This window comes from Labedella endophytica (assembly GCF_003990045.1).
GTDB lineage: Bacteria > Actinomycetota > Actinomycetes > Actinomycetales > Microbacteriaceae > Labedella > Labedella endophytica.
In genome coordinates this window covers 367043-382516 of sequence record NZ_RZGZ01000003.1, presented here as the reverse complement: position 1 = coordinate 382516, position 15474 = coordinate 367043, and the positions used below count along the sequence as shown (strand labels likewise).

Annotated in this window: 11 protein-coding genes; 3 read left to right on the top strand and 8 right to left on the bottom strand. The window is 70.1% G+C overall.

The genetic code is table 11. The features are described from left to right. Positions 1-33 precede the first annotated feature (33 nt). From ELQ94_RS12805 to hisS, 5 genes are all read right to left on the bottom strand, one after another. On the bottom strand, positions 34-1575 hold the full coding sequence (locus ELQ94_RS12805; protein WP_127050744.1) for an NAD(P)/FAD-dependent oxidoreductase: 1542 nt from the start codon (positions 1573-1575) through the stop codon (positions 34-36). Positions 1576-1726: 151 nt separating this feature from the next. After that, a complete protein-coding gene (locus ELQ94_RS12800) occupies positions 1727-2278 on the bottom strand; it encodes a DUF501 domain-containing protein (protein ID WP_127050743.1) in 552 nt (183 codons plus the stop codon). A gap of 47 nt (positions 2279-2325) precedes the next feature. Further along, positions 2326-2823, bottom strand: coding sequence for an FtsB family cell division protein (locus tag ELQ94_RS12795; RefSeq protein WP_127050742.1), 498 nt, complete (start codon positions 2821-2823; stop codon positions 2326-2328). A gap of 141 nt (positions 2824-2964) precedes the next feature. Further along, positions 2965-4245, bottom strand: coding sequence for a phosphopyruvate hydratase (gene eno / locus ELQ94_RS12790; RefSeq protein WP_127050741.1), 1281 nt, complete (start codon positions 4243-4245; stop codon positions 2965-2967). A gap of 341 nt (positions 4246-4586) precedes the next feature. Beyond that, positions 4587-5924 carry a histidine--tRNA ligase gene (hisS, locus tag ELQ94_RS12785; protein WP_127050740.1) on the bottom strand — a complete coding sequence of 446 codons (1338 nt, stop codon included), beginning with the start codon at positions 5922-5924 and terminating at the stop codon, positions 4587-4589. 97 nt (positions 5925-6021) lie between these two features. On the opposite strand from hisS, the gene ELQ94_RS12780 reads away from it, so the two are divergent. Further along, positions 6022-6990, top strand: coding sequence for an ABC transporter ATP-binding protein (locus ELQ94_RS12780; RefSeq protein WP_127050739.1), 969 nt, complete (start codon positions 6022-6024; stop codon positions 6988-6990). Continuing rightward, complete coding sequence (locus ELQ94_RS12775; RefSeq protein WP_127050738.1) at positions 6987-8051, top strand: ABC transporter permease; 1065 nt, start codon at positions 6987-6989, stop codon at positions 8049-8051. The genes ELQ94_RS12780 and ELQ94_RS12775 overlap by 4 nt, the downstream gene beginning before the upstream one ends. A gap of 15 nt (positions 8052-8066) precedes the next feature. Here ELQ94_RS12775 and ELQ94_RS12770 read toward each other — a convergent pair whose 3' ends face one another. After that, entirely contained in the window at positions 8067-8714 is a 648-nt protein-coding gene (locus tag ELQ94_RS12770) for a nucleoside triphosphate pyrophosphohydrolase (RefSeq protein ID WP_127050737.1), read from the bottom strand. After that, positions 8711-10117, bottom strand: coding sequence for an aldehyde dehydrogenase family protein (locus tag ELQ94_RS12765; RefSeq protein ID WP_127050736.1), 1407 nt, complete (start codon positions 10115-10117; stop codon positions 8711-8713). Before ELQ94_RS12765 ends, ELQ94_RS12770 begins: the two co-directional genes overlap by 4 nt. A gap of 147 nt (positions 10118-10264) precedes the next feature. Here ELQ94_RS12765 and nhaA point away from each other — a divergent pair, with 147 nt between their 5' ends. Further along, positions 10265-11617 carry a Na+/H+ antiporter NhaA gene (gene nhaA / locus ELQ94_RS12760; protein WP_127050735.1) on the top strand — a complete coding sequence of 451 codons (1353 nt, stop codon included), beginning with the start codon at positions 10265-10267 and terminating at the stop codon, positions 11615-11617. A 130-nt stretch (positions 11618-11747) separates the two neighbouring features. Here nhaA and mfd read toward each other — a convergent pair whose 3' ends face one another. Continuing rightward, positions 11748-15383: a transcription-repair coupling factor gene (gene mfd / locus ELQ94_RS12755; RefSeq protein WP_127050734.1), complete on the bottom strand. Its 3636-nt coding sequence runs from the start codon at positions 15381-15383 to the stop codon at positions 11748-11750. Positions 15384-15474 lie beyond the last annotated feature (91 nt).

Here is a 15474-nt window from a genome sequence, read left to right as displayed (position 1 = left end):
ACCCGTCGTGTGCAGTCCGTCTGTCGGAGAACTCTACTTGTCCGACGACACCGGCTTGGGGTCGGTGCCCTCCGCCGCTCCGCCGTAGGACTCCTCGGGGGCGGCGCCCGCGCCGGGAGCCTCCGCCTCCTGTGCCGGAGCATTCTGCGCCGCTGCGGCCTTCTTCACGGGAGCCTTCTTCGCCGGCGTCTTCCGTGCCGGCTTCTTCTCCTCGGCGGGAGCGGCCACGGGGGCGTCCTCCGCCTTCGGTGCCGGCGGCTTCGGGCGCGAGGCGAACTCCTCGAACACGGCGCGCGGGGTCTCGCGCGCCTCGATGCCGACGATGTCGCGTCCGAGCCAGATGTTGTTCCACCAGCCGGTGACGACGCGGATCTTCCGCTCCCAGCTGGGCATCGCGAGGCCGTGGTAACCGCGGTGAGCGACCCAGGCGGGCAGGCCCTTGATCGCGATCTTGCCGGACTGGAACACACCGGTTCCGAGGCCGAGGCCCGCGACGGCGCCGAGGTTCTTGTGGTTGTAGTCCTTCGGCTCCTCGCCGCGGAGTGTAGCGACGAGGTTCTTGGCGAGGAGCTTGCCCTGGCGGACGGCGTGCTGGGCGTTCGGGACGCAGAAGCCGCCGACGCCGCCGCCGCTCAGGTCCTTGATGGCCGAGATGTCGCCGGCACCCCAGGCGTCCGCGACGATCGTGTCCTCGTCACCGACCCGGAGGTCGGTACGGACCGTGATGCGGCCGCGCTCCTCCACCGGGAGGTCGCTGTTGCGGACGATCTGCGGGTTCGCCATGACACCGGCGGTCCAGATGATCAGATCCGACTCGAAGCTCTCGCCCGTCGACAGCTCGACCCTGCCGTCGACCGCCGACTTCAGCTGCGTGTCGAGGTGCACGAGCGCTCCGCGCTCGGCCAGGTTCTTGAGCACCCAGTGGCTCGTGGGGAGCGAGACCTCGGGCATGATGCGCCCCATCGCCTCGATGAGGTGGAAGTGCACGTCGTCGAAGGAGATCTGCGGGTACGACTGCAGCAGCGCGGACGCGAACGACCGCAGTTCCGCGAAGACCTCGATGCCGGCGAACCCGCCGCCGACCACGACGACCGTGAGCAGACGATCGCGCTCCGGTCCGGCCGGGAGGGTCGAGGCCCGATCGAAGTTGCCGAGGATGCGGTCGCGGATGGCGACGGCCTCCTCGATCGTCTTCAGGCCGATGGCGTTCTCCGCGATGCCCGGGATCGGGAACGTGCGCGAGACGGCGCCACCCGTGACCACGACGATGTCGTAGTCGAACTCGTAGGGCTCGCCGAGTTCCGGCGTGATGGTCGCCTTCTTCTCGGCGTGGTTGATCGCCGTCACGCGGGCCGTGATGACGTCCGTCTTCTTCAGGTGGCGACGGTGCGCGACGACCGCGTGACGGCCCTCGATGGAACCGGCGGCGACCTCGGGGAGGAACGGCTGGTACGTCATGTACGGGAGGGGGTCGACGATCGTGACGTCGGCTTCACCCCGGCGGAGCTGCTTCTCCAGCTTCCAAGCGGTGTAAAAACCGGCGTAACCGCCGCCGACGATGAGGATCTTGGGCACGGTGAAAGCTCTCCTACACGTGTGTGAATTGACTCGATCAAGAGGTGGTGGACCTGCAGGCCGGCCGGATGGCTCCGACGGCACCGAGCGGCTCGAGTCTATCAGCCGCTTTCACAGCTGATTCACCCGCGCGTGTCCCCCGTCGGGCGTGTCACGGAGCGACGTCCGGGCTCGACGAACGGTCGTCCAGGATGCACTGGCACCGGTCGGGGCTCCACGTCGAGCGCTCGAGAGCGCGATCGCCGATCGGGTTGACGCCCGGTCCGACCGCGAGGGAGTGGGCGGCGAGGGCGTGCAGGCACTTCACACGCGTCGGCATGCCACCCGCAGAGAAGTCCGAGATCTCGGGCACGACGGCGACCGACTCGCGATCTGCCAGATACCGCTTGTGCGCCGCGCGGTAGTCGTCGCCGATCTCCGGCTCCTCGAGGAGGGCCGCGAGCTCCGGCATCACCTGCGTGGCCTCGAGCGCCGACATCGCCGCGGTCGCTGCGGGGTGGGTGAGATAGAAGAAGGTCGGGAACGGAGTGCCGTCGGGCAGGCGAGGGGCCGTGACGACGACGGTCGGCCGTCCGCACGCACAGCGCGCCGCGATCCCGAGCACGCCGCGAGCCGGCCGTCCGAGCTGCTCGCGGAGGACCCGCAGATCCTCATCGCTGGCGGCGGAGACGAAGGGCGGCAGAACGGGCGCGTCGGAACTCATTCGTCGATTATCCCGCAGGAGCGAGGACCGCCGGACGGGCCGCCCCTCTACTCCGACGAACCGGTGACTTCCTCGGCGTAGGCCGACGACAGCAGCGACGCGAGGAGCGACTGCGTCCAATCGGTGTCCGTCACCGTGAGCTCACTGCTCACCGGCTCGTCCACGTCGGCGAGCACGGCCGCGTCGAGATCGTTGATGACGAGGAAGCTCACCTCGCCGGGGTTCACGTAGAAGAAGCGCTCGCGTGCTTGCGTCATCACGAAGGTCGAGTCGTTCCACCGCTCGCGCTCGGCCGTCAGACGATCCACCGTCTCGCCGTCCTCGGTTACCTGCGCGCTCAGCTCGGCGATCTCCTGCCGCTGATCGACGAAGGCCGAGATGTTGGGGGCGAGGACGACGACACCGAGGATGAGCAGCCCCATCATGAGGAGGGAGAAGCCCGAGAAGCGGAGTCCGCGGAGCCAGGCGGAACCCGACGCGGCAGCGCTCGACGACGCGGCGGCCCGGACACGCTGGTCACGGGGGCGGCGGCGAGGCTGTGACATGCGGTCTCCCTCATTCTGGCTGGTCGGATCGTGCGGAGTGGTTCGGGCGGGGTGTGCCGAAACGACGGACTCCCCCGATCCCGGCGTGGAGGCCGAGGAATCGAGGGAGTCCGGTGATCGATCGAAAGTACTGACCGACGCCTAGGCGGTGAAGCGCGGGAACGCCGAGCGACCGGCGTAGACGGCTCCAGCACCGAGGAGCTCCTCGATCCTCAGAAGCTGATTGTACTTCGCGACCCGCTCGGAACGGGCAGGCGCACCGGTCTTGATCTGGCCGGCGTTCGTGGCGACCGCGAGGTCGGCGATCGTCGTGTCCTCGGTCTCACCCGAACGGTGGGACAGGATCGCGGTGTAGCCCGAACGCTGCGCGAGGGCCACGGCGTCGAGGGTCTCGGTGAGGGTACCGATCTGGTTGACCTTGACGAGCAGCGAGTTGGCGGCGCCGCGGGCGATGCCGTCCGCGAGGCGCGTCGGGTTCGTCACGAAGAGGTCGTCTCCGACGATCTGGACCTTCGAGCCGAGTGCGGGCGTGAGGTGGGCGTAGCCGGCCCAGTCGTCCTCGGCCAGCGGGTCCTCGATCGTGACGAGCGGGTACGCGTCGACGAGCTCGCCGTAGTACGCGGTCATCTCCTCGGCCGTCAGGGCCTTGCCCTCGAACTGGTACGCGCCGTCCGAGTAGAACTCGCTCGAGGCCACATCGAGACCCAGGGCGATGTCGGTTCCGGGCGTGAAGCCGACGGAGCTGATGGCCTCCATGATGAGGTCGAGCGCCGCGCGGTTGTTCGCGAGGTCGGGGGCGAAGCCGCCCTCGTCGCCGAGGCCCGTCGCGAAGCCCTTGGACTTCAGCAGGCTCTTGAGCGCGTGGTAGGTCTCGACGCCCCAGCGCAGGCCCTCGGAGAAGGACGGTGCACCGATCGGCAGGACCATGAACTCCTGGATGTCGACGCCGGTGTCCGCGTGAGCACCACCGTTGATGATGTTCATGAGCGGGACGGGCAGCACGTGGGCGTTCGGTCCGCCGAGGTACTGGTAGAGGGGGAGGTCGGCCGAGTCTGCCGCGGCCTTCGCGACCGCGAGGCTGACGCCCAGGATGGCGTTGGCGCCGACGCGCTTCTTGTTCTCCGTGCCGTCGACCTCGATGAGGGCCTGGTCCACGAGACGCTGGTCGATCGCGGGGAGCCCTTCGATGGCCGGGCCGAGCTCGTCCTCGACGGCTTCGACGGCCTTCTGCACGCCCTTGCCCAGGTAGCGAGAGGAGTCTCCGTCGCGCAGCTCGTATGCCTCGAACGCTCCGGTCGACGCGCCGGACGGAACGGCCGCGCGCCCGACGGTGCCGTCCTCGAGCAGGACCTCGACCTCCACGGTCGGGTTTCCGCGCGAGTCCAGGATCTCGCGAGCTGCTACAGCCTCAATGAGTGCCACGGTGTATCTCCTCGTCAGGTTGGGGTCGTGGGTGATCCGCACCCACGCGAGCAAGTCTAGCGAGGGGCCGATGGGCGGTCCCTCACGCGTTCAGGGACTGTTCACACGAGCGGACGGAACGCGAGGTCCGCGGAGGTCACGTCACCGGCGGCATCGCGGGGAACGCTCGCGAAACGACCGTTCACACGAGCGGACGGAACGCGAGGTCCGCGGAGGTCACGTCACCGGCGGCATCGCGGGGAACGCTCGCGAAGCGACTGTTCACACGAGCGGACGGAACGCGAGGTCCGCGGACGTCACGTCACCGTCGGCATCGCGGGGAACGCTCGCGAAACGACTGTTCACACGAGCGGACGGAACGCGAGGTCCGCGGACGTCACATCACCGGCGGCATCGCGGGGAACGCTCGCGAAACGACCGAAGCCGTCGGCCGCGACCCGTTCGAGCAGCGCCTTCACGTTCTTCGTGCGGCGCTCCAGTCGCACGCGCGCGGCACCGTTCCGGATGAGTTCGGCCTTGAGCCGCAGGAGCACGGCGGGGTCGGCGTCGCTCTCGTGCAGGAGCACGACGGACGCCGTGGCTGCATCCTCTCGGGTCTCGACGATGTCGACGATGCGCTCGAAGCCGATCGAGAACCCCGTCGCGGGCACGTCCTGGCCGAGGAATCGGCCGATCATCCCGTCGTACCGCCCTCCGCCACCGAGCGAGTACCCGAAGTCGGGGTGCTCGATCTCGAAGATCGGGCCCGTGTAGTAGCCCATCCCTCGCACGAGGAAGGGATCGAACACGACGAGGTCGCGGGCGAATTGCGGATCGCCGGGGGGCTGGACGTCGATGCGGGACTGCGCCGTCGCGGCCCGGCCGATCGTGACGAGCTCGCCGATCACGGTGTCGTCGGCACCGTCGGGGAGCGCGCGACGGATCTGCTTCTCGCCGAACGGGACGAACTCCTGGGTCTGTGGTCGCTGGAGGAACTCCTCGAGGGCATCGACACCCGCCGTCGTGACGCCGCGGTCGCGGAGTTCGGCAACGACGCCGACGGGACCGATCTTGTCGAGCTTGTCGATCGTGATGAGGACGCCGGCGTGCTCGTCGGCCGGGAATCCGAAGCCATCGAGCATGCCGACGAGGAGTCGCCGGTCGTTGATGCGGATGCGGAATCCATCGATCCCGAGCGCGCGCAGCGCGGTGGACGTGGCGGAGAGGAGCTCGATCTCCGCGAGCGGTCCCGGCTCCCCGATGATGTCGATGTCGCACTGGACGAACTGGCGGTAGCGCCCCTTCTGGGGTCGCTCGGCGCGCCACACGGGAGCGACCTGCAGCGAGCGGAAGACCGGGGGGAGCTCGGCGCGGTGGCTCGCGTAGAAGCGCGCCAGCGGAACCGTGAGGTCGAAGCGGAGTCCGAGGTCTGCGAGGGAGGACGCGCCGTCGCCGTCCGCCGCCGAGCGCAGCGCATCGGCGTCGAGGCCGCGCTTCAGCACGGAGTACGCGAGCTTCTCGTTGTCGCCGCCGAGGCCCGAGTGGAGTCGCTGGTGATCCTCGACGACGGGGGTCTCGATCTCGTCGAAGCCGTGGGCCCGGTAGACCCGCCGGATGGTGGCGAGCGCCGACTCCCGTCGCGCCTTCTCTGCCGGCAGGAAATCGCGCATTCCGCGCGGCGGGGAGATCGGTGAGGCCATGAGGCGATTCTGCCATGTGCGCCGGAGCGGACTCGTCCCTTCTCCCGCGCTACCATTCTCGAAAGCGCTCCACTCCTCGAGCGCCGAGGAGGAGTGCATGAGCCAGACGCCCCAGGTCGCGGCGCCGCCGGCGATCCCCGGAGCGGGCGGAATCGTCGTGAACGGGCTGCGTCGGTCGTTCGGCGACGTGCGCGCCGTCCGAGACATCACGTTCGAGGCCCGGCCCGGACGCGTCACCGCCCTCATCGGGCCGAACGGAGCGGGCAAGACGACGCTCCTCCTCATGCTCGCGACACTCCTCACCCCGGACGCCGGCACCATCAGCGTCGGCGGACACGACCCCGTCACCTCCCCCTCCGCCGTGCGCCGCGTGATGGGCTGGATGCCGGACGCTCTGGGATCATGGAACGCCCTCTCGGTTCGCCGCGCGATCGAGGTGACAGCCCTGCTCTACGGCATGACGACGGAGCGTGCGCGCGAACGTGCCGACGAGCTCCTCTCGCTCGTCTCCCTCGAGTCGCTCGCCCAGGCCCCGACGCGCGCCCTGTCGCGCGGTCAGAAGCAGCGCCTCTCCCTCGCCCGCGCCCTCGTGCACGATCCCTCCGTCCTGCTGCTCGACGAACCCGCGTCCGGTCTCGACCCGGCCGCTCGGGTCGCGCTCCGCGAACTCGTCCGCGGACTCGCCCGCGACGGACGCACGGTCCTCGTCTCGAGCCACGTTCTCGCCGAGCTCGAGGAACTCGCCGACGACGCCGTCTACGTGGAGGGTGGAGCGAGCGTGAGCGCCGAACGTCTCGCGCGAGCGGGTGCCGCAGCCCGTCCCTGGCGCATCCGCTCCATCGACCCGGCCCACCTGTCGTGGTCGATCGCGGACCTCGGCGTGCCCACGGCGGACGTGTCGACGATCGGCGACGCCGTCCTCCTCCCGTTCGCCTCGGACGACGAGGCGGCCTCCTTCCTCGCGGAGCTCGTCCGACGCGGGGTCCGCGTCACCGCCTTCGCTCCCGCCATCGGAGACTTCGAGCGCACCTTCCAGGGTCTCGGCGACGTGGACGGTGCGGCATGATCCCCTTCTCCCGCGGCGTGCGCCTCGTCGTCACCCTCGAGCTCGAGCAGCGGGTGCGCGGCATCGCCGTGTACGTCCTGCTCGGACTCTTCACCCTGCTCGTGGCGATCACGACGGTGCTGCTCTGGCGGGTCGACGAGGGCAGCGGTTCCGGCGGTTTCCTCTTCTCGACGATCGTCTACTTCGTGCTCCTGCTCGGCACTCTCCTGGCCCCGGCGCTCAGCGGCGCCGCGGTCAACGGCGACCGCGACGCGGGCACGCTCGCGACGACGCAGGTCACGCTCGTCTCGACGACGCAGATCGTGCTCGGCAAGTTCCTCGCCTCCTGGTTCACGTCGCTCGCGTTCCTCGTGGTCTCACTGCCGTTCCTGATCGTGTCGTTCGCGCTCGGAGGGGTCCCGGCCCGGACGGTCGTGGCGTCGCTGCTCGTCCTCCTGGCGGAGCTCGCCGTCGTCTCCGCCGTGGGCGTGGGACTCTCCGCGATCATCACCCGGCCGCTGTTCTCGGTCGCCGCGACCTACCTCGTCGTGGCGGCTCTGTCCGTCGGTACGCTCATCGCCTTCGGTCTCGGGGGTGCGGCGGTCCAGACCGAAGTGCGGTCGACGTCCGTGTACATCGATCCCGAGACGTACCCGGAGGACGGATCGACCGAGGCCCCCACCTGCCTCCCGCCCGAGGTGTACACCTACCAGGCACCGCGATTCGATCTCGTCTGGGGCGTGCTCGCCGCGAACCCGTACGTGGTTCTCGCCGATGCCGGATCCGGCGAGTTCGACGCGAGCGGATATCCGAACGACCTCTTCGGCCAGGTCGCCCTGCTCGTCCGTGGCGCTCAGGTGCCGCCCGAGACCGAGATCACCTACAACGAGTGCGAGGACTTCACCGGCGGGTACTCCGGGGAGGACACCGCGACAGCGGAGGAGACGTGGAACTCCACGACACCGTCGTGGTTCGTCGGGCTGGCGGCGCACGTGCTGATCGGCGCCGGACTCCTGTGGTGGGGCATCGCCCGAACGCGGACACCCGCCGGGCGGCTGCCGCGTGGTCAGCGCATCGCCTGAGCGACCGCGTCGGGGTCAGCGACCGGTCGGTTCGGTGCGCCGGACGGAGCGCTGCAGGTCCGCGGTGGCCCGTCGGAGCGCGCGCTCGGGATCGAGTCCCGCGCGCGACGCCGCGGCCGCGATCGAGAGGAGGAGCGCTCCGAGCTCGTCCTCGTCCGCCGGGGCCGACGTCACGACGTCGACCTCGACGGGACTTCCCGCTCGGTCGATGCGGCCGACCGTCTTCGCGGCGAGCGCGAGCGCCGGGAGTGACGAGGGCAGACCGTCCATGATGCTGTCGCGCTCGATCTTCTCCTCGGCCTTCGCGGCGCTCCAGACGCGCAGCACGTCCTCGACCGTCGGTGCCTCCACGCCGGCGAACACGTGGGGGTGGCGCCGGATCATCTTGTCTGCCGCCTCGGAGGCGACGTCCTCGATGCCGAAGCCCTCCCGGGGATCACGCGCGGCGATCGCGGAGTGGAACACCACCTGGAGGAGCACGTCCGCGAGTTCTTCACGGATGTGCTCCGGTACTCCCGATTCGACCGCGTCGACGAGTTCGTAGCTCTCTTCGATGAGGTACGTCAGGAGCGATTCGTGCGTCATCGTGGCACTCCACACGCAGCGATCGAGTACCTCCTCCATGGCTCCGACGAGCCGGGCGAGTTCGGGGTGAGCGCTCATGATCCGTCTCCCGAGCCGGTCCGCGCGATGAACCGTCGGATGATCCCCTCGCGGCGCGGCGTGAACGGCGGGTAGGCGAGGGCGATCGTGTCCGGGGACAGGGGTTTGCGCAGGACCGCTTTCTCGTGGGTGAAGGTGTCGAACGACCTCTTGCCGTGATAGGCCCCGGTGCCGCTCGCGCCCACTCCCCCGAACGGAAGGCCGGGGACGAGGAGATGGGCCGAGGGCACCCCCACTCCGACCGCCCCCGACGAGGTCTCGCGCAGGAAACGCCGCTCGACCTCGCGGGACGAGCTGAAGACGTAGAGCGCGAGGGGCTTCTCGCGGGAGCGCACGACTCGGATGGCCTCGTCGAGGTCCGCCACGTGCACGATCGGGAGGATCGGTCCGAAGATCTCCTCGGCCAGCAGGGGCGAGTCGAGACGGGCGCCATCGACGACCGTCGGCGCGACGTAGCGCGTCCCGCGGTCGACGGTTCCCCCGACGGCCGCGTGCTCGCCCTCGAGGAGGGACGCGAGGCGATCGACGTGCCGGTCCGCCACGATGCGGCCGTAGTCGGGGCTCGCCGCCGGGTCGAGGCCGTAGAACGCGGTGACGGCGACGGCGAGCGCGGCCGTGAGCCGCGACGCGACGGGCGGGGTCGCGAGCACGTAGTCGGGAGCGACGCACGTCTGTCCCGCGTTCATGAACTTGCCCCAGGCGAGACGGCGGGCAGCCGCCTCGACGTCGACCGTGTCGTCGATCCACACGGGCGACTTCCCCCCGAGTTCGAGGGTGACGGGCGTCAGGTTCTCGGCGGCCGCGCGGGCGACGATCCGGGCCACCGCTCCCCCGCCCGTGAAGAAGACATGGTCGAGGCGCTGCGACAGGAGCTCCGTCGTCGTCCCCGCATCGCCCTCCACGACGGTCACGCCACGCGGGTCGAGGTGGTGTCCGACGAGTCGGGCGAGTGCCGCGCTCGTCGCCGGCGCGACCTCGCTCGGTTTCAGCACCACGGCGTTGCCGGCGGCGAGGGCGCCGACGAGCGGCGCCAGGATCAACTGGACCGGGTAGTTCCACGGACCGATCACGAGGACGACCCCGAGCGGCTCCGGCACCACCCGCGCCGACGCCGGGGCGACGGCCACCGGGACGGGGACGCGGGTCGATCGCGCCCACCGCCGCATGTGTCGGAGGGCATGATCGACCTCCGCGCGCACGACCCCGATCTCCGACACCTGCGCCTCCGCCGAGGATTTACCCAGATCCAGAGCGAGCGCTCGTTCCAGTTCGGCTCCGCCGTCGAGGAGCAGTCGCCGGAGCGCGACGAGCTGCGCCCGACGCCAGGCGAGAGGCTTGGTGAGACCGGAGTCGAACCCTCTGCGGAGCGTCCGGACGACCTCCGCTGGATCTTCCGTCGACATGCGTTCCCCGTCCGTCCACCTGCTCCGTCCGGCCCAGGATACGCCGCATCGAGCGTTAGACTGGCGGGCGGAGAGCCGGGAAGTCTGGTCGGCCCGTCGCGGATCGCGGCGGTGATTGTCTATACGCGAACCCACCGAAGGACACCAGTGACTGACACGCCGCCTCTCGACCCGACTCCCCCCGTACGCCGTCGCGTCTTCGGACGCGGGACCTATGGCGAGAGCCTCCGGATCGACGAGATCCTCCGCAAGGAGAGCGTCGGCGGCACGCTGCTGCTCATCGCTGCCGTCGCCGCGCTCGTCTGGGCGAACTCGCCGGCCTTCGGGGCCTACTACGCCGTCCGCGACTTCACGTTCGGCTTCGAGCCGTGGCACCTGGAGCTGAGCGTGGGGCACTGGGCGTCGGACGGGCTCCTCGCCATCTTCTTCTTCATCGTCGGCCTCGAACTCAAGCGGGAGTTCATCGCCGGCGACCTGCGCGACCCGAAGACGGCCGTCGTGCCCGTGCTGGCCGCGGTCGGCGGAGTGATCGTCCCCGCGGGCATCTACGCTCTCATCAACGCGTCGAACCCGGAGACCCTGCGCGGCTGGGCGATCCCGACGGCCACCGACATCGCGTTCGCCGTCGCCGTGCTCGCCATCATCGGCTCGAAGCTCCCCGCGGCCCTGCGCATCTTCCTCCTGACCCTCGCGGTCGTCGACGACTTCATCGCTATCGCCATCATCGCGGTGGCCTTCACGAGCGACATCGATCTCGTCGCCCTCGGCCTCGCCGTCATCCCGATCGCGCTCTTCGGCTTCCTCGTGCAGCGCTACCGTCGCTTCTTCGGCGGGCGCGTCTGGACGGGCTGGGTCATCCTCGTGCCGATCGCGTTCGCGGCGTGGGCCCTCGTGCACGCCTCCGGTGTGCACGCGACGATCGCCGGCGTCGCCCTCGCCTTCACCGTCCCGGTCGTCCGGAGCGCGGCGTCGGGCGGTCCCGACGCGGGACCGGGCCTCGCGGAGGTGTTCGAGCACCGCATCCGCCCGCTCTCCTCCGGCGTCGCCGTGCCCATCTTCGCGTTCTTCGCCGCCGGCGTCACCGTGGTGGGTGACGAGCTCGGCGCCGCGCTGACCGACACCGTGACGATCGGCGTCGTCGTGGGCCTCGTCATGGGCAAGGTGATCGGGATCGCGGGCACCACGTGGCTCGTGACGACCCTCACGAGGGCGAGCCTCGACGCGGCGGTCAAGTGGATCGACCTCATCGGGATCTCACTGCTGGCGGGCATCGGCTTCACCGTGTCGCTCCTCGTCGCCGGCCTCACCTTCGGCGAGGGGAGCCCGCACGACGACCACGCGAAGGTCGGCATCCTGCTCGCCTCGCTCATCGCCGCAGGACTCGCCTCGGCCGTGCTCGCCCCCCGCAACCGTCACTACGCCCGCATCGCCGCCGAGGAGGCGGAGGACGCGGACGCCGACGGCGTCCCGGACGTCTACCAGCGCGACCGCGACGCCTGATCGGAAGCGCCCGGGCGACCGGCCCAGTGATCCGAGCCGGGTGATCCGGGCCGGGTGATCCGGGCCGGGCGATCCGAGCCCGGCGATCCGAGCCGGGTGATCCGGGCCCGATCGTCCGGGCCCGGCCTCGTCAGGCGGTGCGCTCGGCGGAGGCCTGAGGCGCCTTCTCGTCCTTCGGCAGCGGGACCATGGCGTCGAGGAACTGCCGCACCCACGCGATGAGGTCGTGATCGGCGAGAGGTTCGCCGTCCACGCGCGGCATGGGCACGACGAGCGCGTTCGTCTGCTTCATGAACTTGCCCTGCGGGTACATCCGGCGCAAGCGCGCCTGGAGCGAATCCGGGAGCTCGACGGGGGCCGCCCGCAGGTTGCTGCCCATCGCGACGAGTTCGCTGAGCCCGGATCGCTGGGCACGCCGGCGGAGTCGCGCCACCTCGACGAGCGTCGCCACCGCTGCGGGGGGCTCGCCGTAGCGATCGGTGAGCTCGTCGACGACGAGATCGATCTGATCGTCCGCCGACGTCGGGGCGCTCGCGACGGAGAGCTTCTGGTACGCCTCGAGGCGCAACCGCTCGCTGTCCACGTAATCCTCGGGGATGTGCGCGTCGACGGGGAGTTCGAGGCGCAACTCCGTCTGTCCCTCCGCGACGTCGCCGCGGAAGGTCGACACGGCCTCGCCGATCATCCGGAGGTAGAGGTCGAAGCCCACACCGGCGATGTGGCCGGCCTGCTCTCCGCCGAGGAGGTTGCCGGCGCCACGGATCTCGAGGTCCTTCAGCGCGACCTGCATGCCGCTGCCGAGCTCGTTGTTCGCGGCGATCGTCGACAGGCGGTCGTTGGCCGTCTCCGACAGGGGCTTCGCCTCGTCGTAGAGCAGGTAGGCGTACGCGCGCTCGCGACCGCGACCCACACGACCACGCAGCTGGTGGAGCTGACTCAGGCCGTACTTGTCTGCGCGGTCGATGATGATCGTGTTGGCGTTCTGGATGTCGAGCCCTGTCTCGATGATCGTCGTGCAGACGAGGACATCGAAACGTCGCTCCCAGAAGTCGACGACGACCTGCTCGAGCACCGCCTCCGACAGCTGCCCGTGCGCCACGGCGATGCGCGCCTCGGGAACGAGCTCGGCGATCTGCGCGGCGACCCGGTTGATGCTCGAGACGCGGTTGTGCACGAAGAAGATCTGTCCCTCGCGGAGCAGCTCGCGCCGGATGGCCGCGGCGATCTGCTTGTCGCTGCGCGGACCGACGAAGCTCAGCACGGGGTGCCGCTCCTCGGGCGGGGTCGCGAGCGTCGACATCTCGCGGATGCCGGTGACCGCCATCTCGAGCGTACGCGGGATGGGCGTCGCGCTCATCGCGAGCAGATCGACGTTGGTCTTGAGCTTCTTGAGCGCGTCCTTGTGCTCGACGCCGAACCGCTGCTCCTCGTCGATGATGACGAGACCGAGATCCTTGAAGCTGACCTTGTCGGTGAGGATGCGGTGCGTGCCGATGAGGACGTCCACCGTCCCCCGCTCGAGACCGGCGATCGTCTCCCGCGCCTCCTTGTCCGTCTGGAAGCGGCTGAGGGCGCGCATGTGGATGGGGAAGCCGGCGAAGCGCTCCTGGAAGGTCTCGAAGTGCTGCTTCACGAGCAGGGTCGTCGGCACGAGGATCGCGACCTGCTTACCATCCTGCACCGCCTTGAACGCGGCGCGCACGGCGACCTCGGTCTTGCCGAACCCGACGTCGCCCGACAGCAGGCGGTCCATGGGGATCGGGCTCTCCATGTCGCGCTTGACCTCGTCGATCGTCGTGAGCTGGTCGGGCGTCTCCGCGAACGGGAACGCCTCCTCGAGCTCGCGCTGCCACGGGGTGTCGGGACCGAAGGCGTGGCCGCGTGAGGCCATGCGCGCCGAGTAGAGCTTCACGAGCTCGACGGCGATGTCCCGCACCGCCTTTCGCGCCTTGCCTTTCGCCTGCGACCAGTCGCTGCCGCCCATCTTGGACAGCGCGGGGGCCTCTCCCCCGACGTACCGCGTGAGCAGGTCGAGCTGGTCGGTCGGCACGAGCAGACGATCACCCGGGTAGCCGCGCTTCGAGGGCGCGTACTCGAGCACGAGGTATTCACGCATGGTCTTCGTGGGATTGCGCCCTCCGGAGGACACCTCCCGCTGGGTCAGCTCGAGGAACTTGCCGATGCCGTGGGTCTGGTGCACGACGTGGTCGCCCGCCGTGAGCTGGAGAGGGTCGACGACGTTCTTCCGGCGCGACGCGAGCTTCTTGACGGAGCGCGAGTCGTAGCCGGCCGTGCGGCCGTAGAAGTCGGACTCGCCGATGAGGGCGAGCTTGTCCTCCCGCACCTCGAAGCCGTGATCGGCGCACGCCTGAAGCAGATAGGCGACGCCCGGCTCGATCTCCTCCGGGAGGACGTCGACGATGCGCGCGGCGAGACCGCGTTCGGAGAGGACGTCGCGCGCCCGCTCCACGAGGCCGGCGCCCTGGGAGACGACGACGACCCGCCAGGCGGCGGCGAGCAGCTCGGCGACGTGGTCGACGGCGCCGTCGACGTTGCCGGAGAAGCTCGGGACCGGCTCGGCGTCGACACGCACGGTGAGCATCTCGTCGGCGTCGATGGCGACGGGCGCGCCGTCGGCGTCGACGGGAAGATCGGACGGGCCCATCTGGAAGGAGCTGACGGTCCACCACGGCTCGCGGGCGCCGCGCTTCTCACGCGAGTCCTTGAGGGTGTTGATGCTGAGGAATTCGCCGCTCTCGAGGTCGATCGGAGCCTCGGCCCCCGCCGTCGCCGCACTCCAGGCGGCCGCGAGGAACTCCCTGTTCGTCTCGGAGAGGCTGATCGAGCGGGATGCGACGCTCTCGGGCGACACGACCGCGATGGCGGAACCGACGGGGATGTAGTGGGTGACGGGCACGAGTCGGTCGACGAGAGCCGGCGCGAGGGATTCCATGCCCTCGACCGGGATGCCGTTCGCGACCTTCTCGAGGATCGCGGAGAGGCTCGGGAACTCGTGCACCATCTCGGCCGCGCGCTGACGCACGCCCTCGCCGAGCAGGAGCTCACGGCTCGGAGGCAGCTCCACGCTCGGGACGGGCTCCGGCAGGGAGCGCTGATCCGCGACGCTGAAGGCACGGACTGTCTCGACCTCGTCGCCGAAGAACTCGACCCGGACGGGGTGCGAAGCGACGGGAGGGAACACGTCGAGGATGCCGCCGCGCACGGCGAACTCGCCGCGGCGCGAGACCATGTCGACGCGCACGTAGGCGAGCTCGACGAGGCGCTGCGTGATGACGCGCAGGTCCTCGCCGCGCGCGCCCGCCGTGAGGACGACCGGATCGACGTCCGCGAGGTTGTCGGCGATCGGTTGCAGGGCCGCTCGGACCGAGGCGGTGACGACGAGTGGCGCGGCACCGTCCCACGTGCGCATGCGGCGGAGCGCGTGGATCCGTTTCCCGACGATCTCGGCGCTCGGGCTGAGCCGCTCGTGGGGCAGGGTCTCCCACGCGGGGAACTCGATGATCTCGGCCGTGGGGAGCAGGCTCGCGAGCGAGGCGCGGAGGGATTCCGCTTCCCGACCCGTCGGCGTGATGGCGAGGAGCGCGCCGGACTCGCCGCGCGCACGGCGAGCCTCCACGAGACCGGCGAGGAGCGGCGCGCGGAGCCCGTCGGTCGCCGAGAAGTCCGCGTCGCGGCCCGCGTAGCCGAGGGCCTTCTGGAAGCTGGAGGCGCGCGAAAGCGCAGAAATAAGGCCCTGGAGAGTCACCACAGAAGTCTACGCGCGACCACCGACACCATGGCCAGGTTGCACAGAGCCCTGGGGACGTCTCTCCGCCCACCCGTCGTCGCTCTCACCG